Here is a 15528-nt window from a genome sequence, read left to right on the forward strand (position 1 = left end):
CTACCTCTGCTCCGCCACTCCCTGGTTCCTCCGCTGCCTCGACCCCTTGCTGCCTCAACCTCTTGCTTCTTTGCTCCCCCGCGTCTCTGCCTCAAAATTACAGCGATGACTTACCCTACAAATCTAGTCGAGCCTGGCTGGCTAGCTGACCACTTAGATGACCCGCAGGTAGTCATAGTAGACTGCCGCTTTGCGCTGATGGAGCCGGAGAAGGGGCGGCGACAGTACGAGGCTGGGCACATTCCAGGGGCACATTACCTAGATTTAAACCAAGATTTGTCGAGTCCGGTGCAGGTGCATGGGGGGCGGCATCCACTACCAGATTGGGAGAAGTTTGGGCAAAAGCTGGAGGCGATGGGCGTATCTTCTGCGCTACCTGCGGGCCCGACTTTGGTGGTGGCCTATGATGATGCTCGCTATGCTTTTGCCTCGCGGCTCTGGTGGCTGCTGAAGTATCTGGGCCACGATGCGGTGGCGGTACTCAATGGCGGACTACAGGGTTGGCAGAGCCAGGGATATGCGCTTAGTCAGGCGGTGCGTGAAGCCGGTTCAGGCAAATTTACGCCCACGCCACGAACGGATTGGGTCGTTGATATTGACACTGTGCGACGGCGCAAGGATGAACCGGGCATGTTGCTGGTTGATGCGCGTGAGCCATCTCGCTACCGGGGTGAGCAAGAACCGATTGACCCAGTTGCAGGCAGCATTCCTGGCGCGGTGAATTATTTCTGGCAAGATGTCAGTGAGGGGGATGGACGAATGCGATCGCACGCCGAACTCGCCGTCCACTGGTCAACCTTAGACGATGTCGACGATGTAATTGTCTATTGCGGCTCCGGCGTCACCGCCTGCGTTAATCTGCTAAGCCAAGCGATCGCAGGCAAGCCTACGGGCAAGCTCTACGTAGGCGGCTGGAGCGACTGGTGCACTTATCTGTAGTTTCGCCTGGGCTCTTGAGTCTAGAGATTGGGCCTATAGTTGCAGGAACCGTTGCTATAAAGTACAAATGTACTTAGCTAGATGTCTGTCATCATAGCCTTAACCTGATCCACAAACTGCTGGTGATCCACTACCGGCTTAGAGATGTAGCCATCGGCTCCGCTCAGCTTGAGGAAATTCTCGCGATCGCCATCCATCGCGTGGGCCGTCACCAGAATCACCGGCAGATTGGCTGTATCTGGGTTGGCCTTGAGCATTTGGGTAATTTTAATGCCATCGACCGGCTTCCCCTGGTAAACGCTGTGGGCCAAAGAAACATCCATCAAAATAATGTCGGCCTCCCGGTTTTGGGCAATCTGTATGACTTCGTCAACATTCTCCGTATGCTTTACTGCCAAGCCTCCCCGCTTGGTCAAAATCTTTGAAAAGACCCGGGCATTGATCGGGTCATCTTCCACAATCAGGACGGTTTTCATGATGAGTAATCCACCGCTTAAAGAGGGAATTGTGTTGAAAGAACGTCAATAAACCGGTCGATGCATCTGATAATCAGCACAATTCATAAGATTCTGTAGGTGCTTAAACGCTTGCCACGTTCTTGCCCTTGGATATAAGTTACAGCATTGTTATTGCTGACATAGAGCAACCCCCAACTAACTTCATTCAGGACCGTCACGCTCATGGCCGACCCACTCAACACCCTCCCCTCAGGACAGGTAATCACGACTTCACTCCATTCAGAGGTGCAGCGGTCTTATCTGGAATATGCCATGAGCGTGATTGTAGGCCGGGCCTTGCCCGACGTGCGCGACGGGCTCAAACCGGTGCACCGCCGCATTCTCTACGCCATGCACGAACTGGGTTTGACTCCCGATCGGCCCTACCGCAAGTGTGCCCGCGTGGTGGGCGATGTGCTGGGTAAGTACCACCCTCACGGCGATCAGGCCGTCTACGATGCCCTGGTTCGCATGGTGCAAACCTTCTCTAGCCGCTACCCGTTGCTCGATGGCCACGGCAACTTCGGCTCGGTAGATAACGACCCCCCTGCCGCCATGCGCTACACCGAAACGCGCCTGGCCTCGGTTGGTCATGAAGCGCTGTTAGGCGATATCAGTGAGGCCCTGGTCGACTTCACCGACAACTTCGATAGCTCCCAGCAAGAGCCGGTTGTGCTGCCAGCCCAGCTACCCAACCTGATTCTCAACGGCAGTTCTGGCATTGCCGTGGGTATGGCCACCAACATTCCCCCTCACAACCTAGGGGAAGTAGTCGATGGACTCATTGCCTTGATTGATCGGCCTGGCATCACCGATGAGCAGCTATTTGAAATCATCCCCGGCCCAGACTTTCCGACGGGTGGAGAAATTATCGGCACTGAGGGCATTTATGATGCCTATCGCACTGGGCGGGGCAGCATTCCGCTGCGGGGAGTGGTCCGGTTTGAGGAGGTTCGTCCTGGCCGGGGCAAGCAGCGGCGCAATGCCATTATCGTGACGGAGCTGCCTTTTCAGGTCAACAAAGCTGGCTGGATTGAAAAAATTGCCGACCTGGTTAACAACGGACGGCTTGATGGCATTGCCGATATTCGAGACGAGAGCGATCGCGAAGGCATGCGGGTCGTCATTGAGCTTAAACGGGAAGCCCAGGCCCAGCGCGTGCTCCACGATCTGTATCGCATGACCCCACTGCAGACCAACTTTGGAGCCATCATGCTGGCTCTAGAAGACGGTCAGCCCCGGCAGATGCCGCTTCGGGAAATCTTGCTGGCCTTCCTCAACTTCCGAGAAGAAACCCTCACCCGCCAGTACCAGCATGAGCTGGATAAAACCCAGGCCCGGCTGCACATTATTGAGGGGCTGCTGACTGCCCTAGGCAACCTCGATACCGTCATTGATATTCTTCGCAATGCCCCCGATGGCACCACCGCTAAGCAGGTGTTTCAGCAGCAGTTTGACCTCTCCGAGCGGCAGTCTGACGCGATTTTGGCCATGCCGCTGCGGCGCTTAACTGGGCTGGAGCGCCAGAACCTAGAAAAGGAGTTCCAAGAAGCCAGCACGCAGCGCAACGAACTGCAGCGGTTGCTCAACGATCGCAAAGAGCTGCTAAAAGCGCTCAAGAAAGAGTTGCGATCGCTCAAGAAAAAGTTCAGCGACCCTCGGCGCACTCGAATTCCGTCGGCTGCTGCCATTGCCAAAGAATCACAGCAGCTAGCCGAGATCATTTCAGAAGCAGCGGAAGAAGAAGCCATTCTCGAATTTACTCAAAAAGGCTACGTGCGCCGCTCCTCGCCCCGCTCTTATCAGCGGCGACAGGGCAAACAGGAAGCAGCCAGCACCGGCACCTTGCAGGAGGTAGAAGACGTCATCCTGCAGGTCGAATCGGCCCTCACGAACCAGGAAGTGCTGGCCCTGACCCGAGACGGTCGAGCGTTTACCGTAAAAGTTGACGACATCCCTCAGGCGCAGCGGCAGGCTAAGGGAGTACCTCTGGTGCGGCTACTGCCCGACTCGGTGCCCTCAGAAGCAGGAGCCGTTGTCCGACAAATTCTGCTAACAGAAGCGGCCTTGGAGCAGGATTTGGTGGTTGTGACCCGACAGGGCCGCATTAAGCGGGTGCCCCTGAAGGAATACAGCCAGCTCACCGGCCGAGGGCTGACCGTGATGAAGCTCAAAGACGGCGATGAACTGGCCTACGCCGTGCTGGCTAGGGCGGGAGAGCATCTGGTGCTGGCGACCTCCGGCGGGCGGCTGCTGCGCTTTGAGATCGACGATGACAACCTGCCGATTATGGGCCGTAATGCCCAAGGCCCTCAGGCTCTGCGGATGCGAAAACAGGAAACGCTAGTGGGCTGCGTGGCCATAGCTAAGGAGAGTAGCTGTGTGCTGCTGATCTCGGCTTTGGGCTTTGCTAAGCGTATGCCTGCCAACAGCGTAACCCTAGCCAGCCGGGGTGGTTTGGGAACGCAGGCGTTCCAGTTCAGTCTCAAGAGCGACACGCTGGCAGCTCTAACCGCAGCCGATCCAGGCACAGAAGCAACACTGATCACAACGGCGGATCGGGTGGCGCAGATTACGGTAGCCAAGGTGCCCCGGCAAGGGCGCAGTACGCCGTGCGATCGCATTCTCAAGCTGAACAAAGGAGAATCAGTTGCCGCTGTCACCATCGCCACCTTGCCTGATAATGGGTCAAATGGAAACGAGGGATAAGCACCACCGTGGCTCCTGTTCTAATTGAGAACGTCTACAAGACCTTTCCAGCCGCTCAGTTAAACCGTGCGGCTGATCCGTCAGGCTCCCATGAGGGGCTGACGGTGCTGCGGCGCATTCATCTAGACGTGGCCGACGGCGAGTTTATGGTGCTGGTAGGGCCTTCGGGCTGCGGCAAAAGCACCCTGCTGCGGCTGATTGCCGGACTAGAGGACATCTCTGCAGGCACGATTTGGGTGGGCGGGCAGCGGGTCAACGATTTGCCGCCCAAGCTGCGAGACATTGCCATGGTGTTTCAGAGCTATGCCCTCTACCCTCACCTGACGGTGTACGACAACTTAGCCTTTGGGCTGCGGCGAATGCGGCAGGGGGCAGGAGCAGTGCGGCCCGGCGTAGAAGACATAAAGGACGGGGATCTAGAGAAAGATGCCAATTTAGAACTGGCACAGATCCTCGCAACTAGCCGTTGGTGGGAAGACGCTCTGGGGTCGCTGACGCGGCGGCTGCCGCCTGCTCTGCGCTACATCTCTGAGGCCGAGCGGCTGATCGACGAGCGGGTGCGGGCCATTGCCAAAATGCTGCAGATTGGGCTGCTGCTGCATCGCTTTCCCCGGCAGCTATCGGGCGGGCAAAAGCAGCGAGTGGCCTTAGGCCGAGCCATGGCCCGCAACCCTCAGGTCTTTTTGATGGATGAGCCGCTGTCTAACCTCGATGCCAAGCTGCGCACCGAGACGCGGGCTCAGATCGTCAACCTGCAGCGCCAGCTCGGCATCACCACAATCTACGTCACCCACGACCAGGTAGAGGCAATGACCATGGGCGATCGCATCGCCATCATGAACCAGGGCCAAATTCAGCAGGTGGCTGCGCCGCTAGAGCTGTACCAGCGACCGGCCAACCGCTTTGTGGCTGAGTTTATCGGCTCTCCAACTATGAACTTTCTCACGGTGCAGGTGCAGTCTCCCAGTCTGCTGATTCACCCCAAATTCCGGCTATCCATTCCTAGCGAGTGGGATGAGCTGCTCAAGCCCTACGATGGCCGCACCGTGATATTGGGGATTCGGCCAGAGCACTTGAGCTTGGGTCTGCCTGCCCCCAAGAACCTAGAAACGCGGGTGAGCCGGGTGGAGGCACTGGGCAGCGAGACTTACCTGAGCGTTCAGTTTGAGGGCGAAACGCTGCAGGCCCGCATTGCGCCCGACCATGCTGTGACGCTGGGCGATACGGTGTGGCTTGCGATCGCAGCCGACAAAGTGCATCTGTTTGACCCCGATACCGGTCAGTCTCTGCGGGCAGCTGTTCCGGCTTAAGCAGGTGTCCATTGCCCCGGCCATAGGCACAACATGCATGTGTTATGCTGGCCAAGATTAAGGCGTTAGGGCTAAGGCCTTTAACGCTCTGCTTCGATTTCGACACCGTCTGCTGCGTGTCGCTTGGCACCCAGTTTTGTGAATGAAGAAATTAGACTACACGTCGCTGTTTTTAAGCATGGTTTCCCTGGTATGGATGCTGACCATGCTTCAAGAGTTGCCTGCGTTGGCTCAAGCTGCTACGGCTCATTCAGCCAATTCGCTGCTGGCTGAAAGGGTCTCTTTAACCCAACTAATCGAGCTACGTGCGGCTGCTCAAGGGAAGCCGGAAAAGCTGGCTCAGGGACGCGATCGCAGCTTATTAACTCTCTAATTACGTTCCATTGCGTGGCCACACCCGCGTGATATGCTGACCAATGCTAAGCCAGTTCCGGTGGGGACCAGCCATCGGGCGCTTTGTCATTTTGACGAGCGGGGGAAAGTCCGGTGTCAGTCCGGCACTGTCCCGCAGCTGTGATGAAAAGCCCAGCTTTTCTAAGTCAGAATGCCCGCTGGCGATCGCTTTGTTCCCCATCTGCGAGGTACAGATGCCCGTGTTGAATAAGATTTCTCAGCGGTTCAGCCGATCCCTTCTGGCTGGCTTGAACCGCAAGTTGATTGTCGGTGGGAGTGTGGTTCTAGCATCATCGCTGCTGATGCTGCCCGCTCAAGCCCACCATGCTACCGGCGGCAGCACGCCTACGAATGCCTTCACAGGCTTTATTTCTGGGCTGGCCCACCCTGTTATTGGTCCCGATCACTTTGCTTTTGTGGTTGCCGTTGGCCTGATTGCCGCCTTTAGCCTGCGCGGCATAGTGCTGCCCATTGCCTTTGTCTTGGCAACGCTAGCGGGCACCGGCCTGCATTTGCTGGGGCTGACCTTGCCGGGGGCTGAGATCGGGGTTTCTCTATCGGTGGTGCTGGCCGGGGTGGTGCTGGCGACTAACCGTAAGTTGGGAGTGGAGCCGTTGGCTGGGCTGGGTGCATTAGCGGGTCTGCTCCACGGCTATGCCTACGGTGAAGCTATTGTCGGAGCGGAAATGGCTCCCTTGGCGGCTTATCTGGCCGGATTTGCAGTCATTCAACTGCTGGTTTCTCTAGGCGTATTTTGGGCAGGCCGCAGGGTATTCAATCTCTCGGCTGGCCCGTCGCTGAATCTGCGCTTTGCCGGATTTGCGATCGCAGGGGCCGGATCCGCCTTTCTCTCTTCTGTCCTGCTGGGGTAAAGCACTATGCATAAAATTCCAGTTACCGTCGTCACCGGCTTTCTTGGAGCGGGCAAAACCACGCTAGTGCGCCATCTACTGCAAAACAACCAGGGCCGCCGCATTGCCGTTTTGGTCAATGAGTTTGGTGAAGTCGGCATTGACGGCGAGTTGCTCAAGTCCTGCCAGGTTTGCGATGAAGACGGCACCCCGTTAGACAGCAATATCGTTGAACTGGCCAACGGCTGCCTCTGCTGCACTGTGCAAGAAGAGTTTCTGCCCACCATGCAGGCGCTGATCCAGCGCCGCGACCAGATCGACTGCATTGTCATTGAAACTTCTGGACTGGCCCTGCCCAAACCCTTGGTGCAAGCGTTTCGCTGGCCCGAAATCCGCACCAGCGCTACGGTCGATGGGGTTGTGACCGTGGTCGATTGTGATGCGCTCGCCTCAGGTCGTCTGGTGGGTGACCTGGAGGCCCTAGAAGCCCAGCGCCAGGCCGATGACAGTCTCGATCACGAAACGCCCATTGAAGAATTGTTTGAAGATCAGCTCAACTGCGCCGATCTGGTGCTGCTGACTAAAGCCGATCATGTCTCTTTAGAAACCCGCCAGCATGTCGAGTCTTGGCTCAAAAATCAGCTGCCTGCTGGGGTGAAGATTGTGCCCTGTGAGCACGGGGTGATTAGCCCAGACGTGTTGCTCGGCTTTAATGCAGCGGTGGAAGACAACCTGGAGCAGCGCCCCAGCCACCACGACCACGAAGAGGAGCACGAGCACGACGACAACATTACCTCAGTGCCGCTCACCCTCGATCAGGCGTTTGAACCTAAGGCTCTCGTCGAGCGACTGCAGGCTCTAGTAGAAACGGCTGAGATTTACCGAATCAAGGGATTTGTAAACGTGCCCAACAAGCCGATGCGGCTGGTGCTGCATGGGGTTGGTAACCGGTTCGACTACTTCTTTGATCGGCCCTGGCGACCCGGTGAGCCACGCTTAACGCAGCTAATTGTGATTGGTCAGAATCTTGATTCAGACCAAGTACGTGCAGCGGTATTACAGCCACCCGTCTCGGTTTGACCAGTGTGCTTTGATTAGCGGTGTCACACCTGAGATTTGCAGGCCCTTTTCAACAAAGTAGAGACGTGATCAATCACGTCTCTACTTTTGAGATTAAACCTGTGATTGAACCTAAGAGACAATGCCCACGATGATCGAACGCTTACAGAACCTTTTCTAAAAATTGTTGCGCCCGCTCGCTCTTAGGAGTGCTGAAAAACTCATCTGGCGGGGCATCTTCAACCAAATAGCCCCCATCGAGAAAGAGAACTCGGTTTGCCACTTCCCGCGCAAAGCCCATCTCGTGGGTGACGATGGCCATCGTAATCCCCGTATCGGCCAGGGATTTCATGACGTCTAGCACCTCTTTCACCATTTCTGGGTCAAGGGCAGAAGTGGGTTCGTCAAACAGCATGATGTGGGGTTCCATCGCTAGGGCGCGTGCGATCGCAACCCGCTGCTTCTGCCCCCCCGACAGCCGGGAAGGATACACGTTTGCTTTCTCTGAAAGACCTACCTTGTTCAGCAGATCCAGACCAATCTTACAGGCATCGGCCTTGCTCAACTTCCTGATCTTCGTGGGCGCATAAGTGACGTTCTGCATCACCGTCTTATGCGGAAACAGATTGAAGTGTTGAAACACCATGCCGATGTTTTGCCGCACCTTCATAATGTCGCACTTAGGAGACGTGATATCGAGGCCATCGATATAGACGTTGCCTGCGGTCGGCGTCTCCAGCAGATTAACGCAGCGCAGCAAGGTTGATTTACCCGAACCCGAGGGGCCGATGATTGCCACCACTTCTCCGCGGGCGACTTCCGTAGAGATATCTTTCAACACCTCTAGCTGACCAAAGGACTTGACGAGATGCTCAATCCTAATCACTGCGCCGCAACCTCCGCTCCAAAACTTGGGCTCCCTGGGTCAGGGTCATAACCATAATGTAGTAGATGACCCCTATGACAAGCAGTGGCTCAAAATATAGATATTTTTCTGCCGCTACTACCATGCCCCGCCGCATCAAATCAAGGGCTCCGATGGTAGACACCAGGGCCGAATCTTTTAAGAGGGCAATGCTCTCATTCACCAGCGCAGGCAAGATGTTCTTAAAAGCCTGGGGCAAAATGATGTCCATCATCATTAGCTTGTAAGGCACTCCCAGAGACATCGAAGCCTCTCGCTGCCCCTTATCAACCGCCATAATGCCCGCTCGAATAGTCTCCGAGCTGTAGGCTGCCGAGTTAAGAGAGAAGGTAATCACCCCCGCCTCAATGGCCGAAATTTCGTAGCCAATGAGTTGGGGAGTGGCGAAGTAGATTAGCGCCAACTGCAGGATCAGCGGTGTGCCTCGGAAAATCGAGGTGTAAAATTCCGCAAACCACTTAAGCGGCTTAATCGAGGAGATTTTTAACAGCGAAAGCAGCGTTCCTAGCGCAAACCCAAATAGGGCAGAGAGCAGGGTAAAGCGCAGCGTTGTCAGAACCCCAGTCAGAATAAACGGCAGAGACGGAACAATCTGAGAAAAGTCAAGGTTCATAATCGCCGCTATCAATTACCGCGATCTCGAAACCACTTGTTGACCAGCTCCTCAATTTCCCCACTGGCCTGCATTTCCGCTAAAGCAGTATTAAAATCGTCTACCAGCTCAGAATCTTTGGGAAATGCGATCGCAGATCCAGAAGGCCCCTCTGCAGGAATCACAGCTACCTGCAGATCTGGATTGGCCTGCAAGAATCCCTCAGCCACAGCATCTTCAATGATGGCTGCATCAATACGACCGGCCTTGATCTCCTGAACGATTTCGTTGATTCGGTTGAGCTGCACAATTTCCATTGCAATACCCCCCTCTTCCTGCAGGTCCTTGGCCAATCTCTCTTGAATTGACCCTAGCTGCACTCCAATCTGCTTGCCTGCCAGATCTTCAGGTGTGCTAATGCCGCTATTTTGTTGAGATACTATGGTTTGCTGAGCTTCGTAATAGATTTCAGAAAAATCAACGTTCTGCTTACGATCTTCGGTCGGCGTCATGCCCGCCATCACAAAGTCAGCGCGGCCTGCCTGTAGAGCTGGAATTAAACCATTGAAATCAATGTTGTTAATTTCCACCTCGTAGCCCAACCGTTCAGCGATGCCTCGGGCAATATCGACATCAAAACCAACAATCTCCTCCGTCCCTCCAGAGGTTTCTACAAACTCATAGGGAGGATAATCGGCAGAGGTCGCCATGACTAAGGTCTGAGCCCCGTCACTATCGGCAGTTCCCGTCCCTCCTTGGTTACAGGCTGTTAGCATACCGCCCGTAAACGCTGCCGAAACCACACAAGTTGCAATAAACCTACGACGTTTCATTGGGTCTCCCGAAACAAACAAAATTCAGGCTAGACAAGATAGCTTAACAATCCAGTAGAGTTACAGATAAAACCCGTACAAAAATGTACATACAGCTACAAATTCAGACTATTGAGAGGCTTTTCTCCCAAATTTGCCTTAATAGTAGAAATAATAATTTTTGCCGCTCAGTGCATCCATCTTGCAACAGCAGCAGCATCTTTCCATTGACAGATATCTTCCGTGTCTTCTGTGACGGCCACCTAAGCAGGCTCAGGAAAGGCCTACAATAGAGTAGTTCATGCGTTCTAAAACCATGGTTCAATATACGCTAGCTCAAAGTCCAGACGTCATCATCCCTATTCCCGGCAAAGATTCCCTCAAAGCTCGTGAAAAGGCCATGGATCAGCTCATAGAGATGATGGATGACGGTAGACTAACCACAGCCCTTTCCGACGGTTTTGCCCCCGATCAGTTTATTGAAGTGAAAGAACCCCAGCTCACAGACACTGTCAAGCAGCAGGAAGATGACGTTGTAGAAGCAGTTCAGGTCCTCAGCAACCTGGCCAATCTAAAAGTAAAAGTGCAGGAAGTTCGCACCGATGCCCTCAAGGTGCGAGAACTTGTTGATTTGCTCTTTACCGACGAACCCATCAGTGAGGAGCAGGTTAATGAACTCAAAGATGGCTTCAAAGTGCTCAAGACCTTTGCCCAAAACAACTTGCGTTATCGGGAAGCTCGCTCCCAGGCTGAAGAGGCTCGCAAGGTGCTAGATGCAGCCCTCAAGTAAATGGTTCTAGCTGCACAGCGGCCCTAGCCTCTGTGCTCGCAGTCAGCAATCAACCCTATCTGAGCACCCCTCATCAGTCAGGGAGGCCAGTTCTTAGAATGTGCCTGAGGGTAGAGCGCTCGCAGCATTCGGTTTCGTAACATACAGTTCAAGTCTGGTATTCACTCCTGACTAGCAACCTTACGATTACCTAATCGTGTCTCTCTTCACCCAAGGAGTTTTTATGAAGCACCTGACCCTTTTTGCTGGGCGATTTTTGAATGGCGGTTTGCGATCGCTATTGTTAGTTTGTTTAGTCAGCTTAATGAGCTGGTTAATGGCTGCTAACCAACCAGCGTATGCAATCAAAGCAGATCCGTCAGTGGCTCCAACCCAGGAGCACGCCGCCCCTGACAAGCAGGGAAAAATTTATGACGAGTCCCTAAAAGTAGTTGACCCTCCTAGAGGTGAAAGCAAAGAGATTCAGGAGAGCTTAAGGAAATATCGCCAGGAAAGCCCAGACCAAAACGCAGATCAAGGTGGCTTGGTTGAGGGGTTAAAAGAGCTAGTCGATAACTTCACTCCTGGTGACAAGTAGGGCAAACGCAAACGCCGCTGATATGGTTTCCTTTTGGAACTGGCACGCGCTCCCTCAGCCTTGACTTACTAGCTCGGCCCTAGTGCTTACCAAAAGCATCAGGGCCTCTTGACGTACCTTGTGCAGAGCAGACTGCACTTTGGCATACTCGCCTTCAAGCCGTGAAAGGTCATTCTCTGCTGCGAGTGGCTGCCCTTGTGACCTATGCTCAAGCTGCTCGCACAGCTGAGCCAGCACAGTTGCACCTACCGTCGCGCTTCCTGATTTAAGCGTATGGGCCGACCGCCGAAAGGTAGCAGTGTCTTGAGCAACAGATGAAGACCGAATTGCCTGCAACAGCTTTGGTGCCTCATCTAAATAACAGTCGATTGCTTCTACAAGAAACTCGGGTGCAGAGTCACCCGCCAAGTGCCGGAGCTGATCCAACGACTCCGGGTCTAAAACACCTTTTTCCGTTGCTTCAACTTCAGGGCTGGAAGCGAGATCTGAAGTTGAAGCAATAGCAGACCTTTCTGAGGCAGCAATATTCAGTGGAGAACAACGCCTGAGGGCAGCTATCAGCTCTTCTCTACGAATGGGTTTGCTGATGTAGTCATCCATCCCGGCTGCCAAACACTGTTCGCGATCGCCCTGCATTGCATTGGCAGTGATCGCAATAATGCGGGGCCGGGTTTCTGCGCTCCACCCCTGACAGATGTGCTGAGCCGCAGTTAATCCATCCATTTTGGGCATTTGTACATCCATCAGCACAACATCATAAGGCTGATGGTGCAGCGCTGTTAGCACTTCTAACCCATTTGTTGCTAAATCCGCGTGGTAGCCCATCCTCAGCAGCAACAGCAGCAGCATTTTTTGGTTGACGATATGGTCTTCTGCCAGCAGGATTTTAAGCGGCAGAGTTTGGGCTAAAACAGGTATTTGCGCTGCTCGCTCAGGTGGGCAACTCGTAGCGTCAGCAATAGCACGCGCAACGAAAGTGAAATAAAAGGTAGACCCCTGGTCTGCTTGACTTTCCATCCACATGTGCCCCCCCATCAGCTCACTTAATCGGCTGCTGATAGCCAATCCTAATCCTGTTCCTCCATACTCCCGCGTGACTGACACATTAACCTGGCTAAATGCTTTAAATAGCTGGTCATGGCGATCGCTCGGAATGCCAATTCCGGTGTCTCGTACCGCAAACTGAATTTCGTAAAGTCCTTCAGCTTCTGTGCCTAGCCTTGATCGATTCGCAACCGCTTCAGTCTTTAGCTGCTGCGCTGTCGCCGTTACAACAACTTCTCCAGACTGAGTAAACTTGACTGCGTTGTTCAGGAGATTGACTAAAATTTGGCGAAGACGAGTCACATCCCCAACAACGGTGTTAGGTATATACCCCTCAACAAGATAGGCTAACTCTAGCCCTTTGGCAGCCGCTTGAGGAGCCAACAAATCAATCGCCTCTTTCACACATCTCCCTAAATTAAGCGGCTGTGCTTCTAGCTCCAGTTTGCCAGATTCAATTTTTGAGAAATCGAGAATATCATTGATGATAGTTAGCAGTGCTTCGCTGCTGTTGCAAATAGTTTCTACAAAATCTTGCTGCTGTGCTGTTAAAGGGGTATCTAACAACAGCTCTGTCATACCCACTACGCCATTCATCGGGGTACGAATCTCATGGCTCATCATTGCTAAAAAGGCGCTTTTAGCCCGATTGGCGGTTTCGGCCTCTCGTCTCGCTTGCTCAAGCGCAATATTCTGGTCAAACGCCTGATGAAGCTGTTGCTGAAGCGCAAGATTCACCTGCTGCCGTTCAATTTCGCCGCCACACCACTGCGCCATGAGCCTGAGCAGTTCTCGATCAAAAGCTTTGAAAGGAGCCCGGCGGGGAGTTCGACTGTAAAAACAAAGCGTCCCGTAGATTTTTCCATTCACCCAAAGACGGCTGCCGATATAGCTCTCTATTTGCAGGGCAGCATAACAGGGATGAAAGCACCACGCTGATTGATTAGCATGAACGATGTCAACAGGCTCTGAAGATTTTAAGGTTTCTACGCAATACGTTTGCTTGACATCAAAAACATCATTAGGAGCAATCGAATTGTCAGGCGTTTGAACGCTGATAACTTCATAACGATTGTCCTCAATGTGAGCCAAAACTCCAAAGTCAAGACCAAAATGACGGCAGCCTATGCCTAAGAGCTGCTGGAAACGCTCTTCAGCGCTAAGAGACTGAGCAATTGTGACCTCATACAGCTCTCGAATGACAGTTTCACTTTCTCGTAGTGTGGTCTCAATTTGCTTACGATTGGTGACATCTCGAATGATTACCAGAACTGCAGATACGCTGCTAGCCGCAACAACTAGCATCAGGATTTGAGGGCTAGTTGCAAGGTTCCAGCAGGATGCCCCCGCCATAGCAATTAGGAGCAGCAACGCTGTGGTTAGACCCGCTGCTATCTTGTTCCTGGTAGAGAGGTTCATACAAGTTACCCGTAACACAATCTGACGAGGCAGCTTCATCTGAAGAGACCCATAGTTGTGGGCTCGGGGTCTCAAGTCACAGCTAGGGGCCTTTTCCAGGCACCCTGCTATAAAACCGCTTCATCCGTAAAGAGTGCCCAGAATCGTTGAAATCAAAAACTGTGTAGCTGTAAATAGGGATGTTGGAGGAGCACAAGCTGTGAACGCCTTGTCATAAACCGAGCCATAGCTGCCCACTATCTCATTGTAAAAATTGATTAACATCCAGCCAACGCCAGCCCAGCGCTAATCAGACGACCATTACGGGAATGCTAATTAGGCTAAGAGGCGCTTTGAGATGACTACTCATCAACCTCTCAGCTATTTGTCTGTGTGCATTGCCATCCCCGTAGTCTCTATGTTTCCTGACCCCAATATTGGCCCTCCGGCAGCTTCCTTTAAGAATCGAAAGCCTTTATCAGTAACTACTGCCTACTACATTCGCAAGCTTCTGCATCAGAACCTTGACCGTCTAACCTCGGTTGTGGCCATGGGAGCCGGGCTTAAAGCAGATGCATTAAGCGATCTAAATTCGGTGATCGAAAGTTTGTATTTAGAGGATGAGGAAATCAATGCAACGGTTCAGCAACTTGACAACCTTGCAGTATTTCACCAAACTCTGAGCCACCAGGGAGCCCGATACCGCCAAGACTTGCAGAAAACAGAGCAGCAAATTTTTTGGCTGCTTGGATTTAGGCCAAAGGAGTCAGTCAACCAGGGGACAATCTTAATTGTGGATGACTCTCAGCTTAACGTCCATCTATTGTCTACCGCTTTAAGCAAGCATGGATATACAACTTGTCATGTTAGTGGCGGTAGGCTGGCTTTAAGCGAAGCAGAGTCTTTAGAACCAGATCTAATCTTACTAGATATTATGATGCCGGAAATGGATGGCTATGAGGTGTGCGAACGGCTCAAGGCTAACCCCGCCACCCGTGATATCCCATTGCTATTTGTCAGCACGATCAATCTTGTTTTGGATAAAGTCAAGGCTTTTAGTCTTGGGGGTGTAGATTACATTACTAAGCCATTTCAACTGGAAGAGGTCTTGGCTCGGATTGACCATCAGATCAAGCTTCGAAATCTGCAGAAGCGATTGGAGGAGCAAAACGTTCGATTGCAACACGAGATTAAAGAACGCAAGAAAGCAGAAACTCAATTTCGCAGCCTATTTGAAAACGCTGTTGATGGCATCTTTCAAACAACAGTGAACGGACAGTATATCAATGCTAACTCAGCGCTTGCCCAGATCTACGGCTATGAATCGCCGGAAGTGCTGATAGCAGCGATCAACAATATTGCTCAGCACCCCTATGTGGAGCCATTGCGACGAGAACAGCTCATGGCTGAACTGCGTCAACATCAGGTGGTTCGAGAGTTTGAATCTCAGATCTATCGAAAAGACGGCAGCATCCTTTGGATCTCAGAAACCATTCGCGTCGTTCAAGAAGCCGACGGCAACTTACTCTACTTTGAGGGAACGGTGCGAAGCCTGACCAAATGATGGAGATTGCCTTGAATAGCAAAGCCATAGTTGCGCCATTTAAAGCGAACTCCATCATCGAATCTACC

General features: G+C 53.0%; 14 protein-coding genes and 1 riboswitch. Of the genes, 9 read left to right on the top strand and 5 right to left on the bottom strand.

The annotated features are described in order from the left end of the window. The first annotated feature begins 105 nt into the window (after positions 1-105). Complete coding sequence (locus H6G13_RS21820) at positions 106-939, top strand: sulfurtransferase (RefSeq protein WP_190486747.1); 834 nt, start codon at positions 106-108, stop codon at positions 937-939. A 77-nt stretch (positions 940-1016) separates the two neighbouring features. On the opposite strand, the gene H6G13_RS21825 is transcribed toward H6G13_RS21820, so the two are convergent. Beyond that, positions 1017-1415, bottom strand: coding sequence for a response regulator (locus tag H6G13_RS21825; protein WP_190486749.1), 399 nt, complete (start codon positions 1413-1415; stop codon positions 1017-1019). A gap of 204 nt (positions 1416-1619) precedes the next feature. Between H6G13_RS21825 and gyrA the strand changes: the two genes are divergently transcribed. The 5 genes from gyrA (at position 1620) to cobW (ending at position 7779) form a co-directional block, all read left to right on the top strand. Beyond that, positions 1620-4145, top strand: a complete 2526-nt coding sequence (gene gyrA / locus H6G13_RS21830; RefSeq protein WP_190486751.1) for a DNA gyrase subunit A — start codon at positions 1620-1622, stop codon at positions 4143-4145. 8 nt (positions 4146-4153) lie between these two features. Then, entirely contained in the window at positions 4154-5455 is a 1302-nt protein-coding gene (locus H6G13_RS21835; RefSeq protein ID WP_190486753.1) for an ATP-binding cassette domain-containing protein, read from the top strand. A gap of 142 nt (positions 5456-5597) precedes the next feature. Continuing rightward, positions 5598-5828, top strand: a complete 231-nt coding sequence (locus H6G13_RS21840) for a hypothetical protein (protein WP_206756536.1) — start codon at positions 5598-5600, stop codon at positions 5826-5828. A 40-nt stretch (positions 5829-5868) separates the two neighbouring features. After that, a riboswitch (cobalamin riboswitch) is annotated at positions 5869-6026 on the top strand. Positions 6027-6051: 25 nt separating this feature from the next. Continuing rightward, positions 6052-6720 (top strand): HupE/UreJ family protein, encoded by a 669-nt coding sequence (locus H6G13_RS21845; RefSeq protein ID WP_242028453.1) that lies wholly within the window; start codon positions 6052-6054, stop codon positions 6718-6720. A 6-nt stretch (positions 6721-6726) separates the two neighbouring features. Beyond that, entirely contained in the window at positions 6727-7779 is a 1053-nt protein-coding gene (gene cobW, locus H6G13_RS21850) for a cobalamin biosynthesis protein CobW (protein WP_190486757.1), read from the top strand. Between the two features lie 142 nt (positions 7780-7921). Here cobW and H6G13_RS21855 read toward each other — a convergent pair whose 3' ends face one another. The 3 genes from H6G13_RS21855 to H6G13_RS21865 are packed head-to-tail and all read right to left on the bottom strand — an operon-like array spanning position 7922 to position 10108. Further along, a complete protein-coding gene (locus tag H6G13_RS21855; RefSeq protein WP_190486759.1) occupies positions 7922-8644 on the bottom strand; it encodes an ATP-binding cassette domain-containing protein in 723 nt (240 codons plus the stop codon). Next, a complete protein-coding gene (locus H6G13_RS21860) occupies positions 8637-9296 on the bottom strand; it encodes an amino acid ABC transporter permease (protein WP_190486761.1) in 660 nt (219 codons plus the stop codon). The genes H6G13_RS21855 and H6G13_RS21860 overlap by 8 nt, the downstream gene beginning before the upstream one ends. 11 nt (positions 9297-9307) lie before the next feature. After that, entirely contained in the window at positions 9308-10108 is an 801-nt protein-coding gene (locus H6G13_RS21865; RefSeq protein WP_190486763.1) for a transporter substrate-binding domain-containing protein, read from the bottom strand. Positions 10109-10403: 295 nt separating this feature from the next. Between H6G13_RS21865 and H6G13_RS21870 the strand changes: the two genes are divergently transcribed. Then, positions 10404-10877, top strand: a complete 474-nt coding sequence (locus H6G13_RS21870; RefSeq protein WP_190487032.1) for a hypothetical protein — start codon at positions 10404-10406, stop codon at positions 10875-10877. A gap of 223 nt (positions 10878-11100) precedes the next feature. After that, a complete protein-coding gene (locus tag H6G13_RS21875; RefSeq protein WP_190486765.1) occupies positions 11101-11454 on the top strand; it encodes a hypothetical protein in 354 nt (117 codons plus the stop codon). A gap of 54 nt (positions 11455-11508) precedes the next feature. On the opposite strand, the gene H6G13_RS21880 is transcribed toward H6G13_RS21875, so the two are convergent. After that, entirely contained in the window at positions 11509-13917 is a 2409-nt protein-coding gene (locus H6G13_RS21880) for a GAF domain-containing hybrid sensor histidine kinase/response regulator (RefSeq protein WP_206756537.1), read from the bottom strand. Positions 13918-14446: 529 nt separating this feature from the next. On the opposite strand from H6G13_RS21880, the gene H6G13_RS21885 reads away from it, so the two are divergent. Next, complete coding sequence (locus H6G13_RS21885; protein WP_242028471.1) at positions 14447-15460, top strand: response regulator; 1014 nt, start codon at positions 14447-14449, stop codon at positions 15458-15460. Positions 15461-15528 lie beyond the last annotated feature (68 nt).

Source organism: Pseudanabaena sp. FACHB-2040 (assembly GCF_014696715.1).
GTDB lineage: Bacteria > Cyanobacteriota > Cyanobacteriia > Phormidesmidales > Phormidesmidaceae > JACVSF01.

Bases quoted from the DNA above. Each gene is read 5' to 3' on its own strand.
- H6G13_RS21820 (WP_190486747.1), top strand. From the start codon at position 106: ATGACTTACCCTACAAATCTAGTCGAGCCTGGCTGGCTAGCTGACCAC.
- H6G13_RS21825 (WP_190486749.1), bottom strand. From the start codon at position 1,415: ATGAAAACCGTCCTGATTGTGGAAGATGACCCGATCAATGCCCGGGTC.
- gyrA (WP_190486751.1), top strand. From the start codon at position 1,620: ATGGCCGACCCACTCAACACCCTCCCCTCAGGACAGGTAATCACGACT.
- H6G13_RS21840 (WP_206756536.1), top strand. From the start codon at position 5,598: ATGAAGAAATTAGACTACACGTCGCTGTTTTTAAGCATGGTTTCCCTG.
- cobW (WP_190486757.1), top strand. From the start codon at position 6,727: ATGCATAAAATTCCAGTTACCGTCGTCACCGGCTTTCTTGGAGCGGGC.
- H6G13_RS21860 (WP_190486761.1), bottom strand. From the start codon at position 9,296: ATGAACCTTGACTTTTCTCAGATTGTTCCGTCTCTGCCGTTTATTCTG.
- H6G13_RS21865 (WP_190486763.1), bottom strand. From the start codon at position 10,108: ATGAAACGTCGTAGGTTTATTGCAACTTGTGTGGTTTCGGCAGCGTTT.
- H6G13_RS21870 (WP_190487032.1), top strand. From the start codon at position 10,404: ATGGTTCAATATACGCTAGCTCAAAGTCCAGACGTCATCATCCCTATT.
- H6G13_RS21875 (WP_190486765.1), top strand. From the start codon at position 11,101: ATGAAGCACCTGACCCTTTTTGCTGGGCGATTTTTGAATGGCGGTTTG.
- H6G13_RS21880 (WP_206756537.1), bottom strand. From the start codon at position 13,917: ATGAACCTCTCTACCAGGAACAAGATAGCAGCGGGTCTAACCACAGCG.
- H6G13_RS21885 (WP_242028471.1), top strand. From the start codon at position 14,447: ATGGGAGCCGGGCTTAAAGCAGATGCATTAAGCGATCTAAATTCGGTG.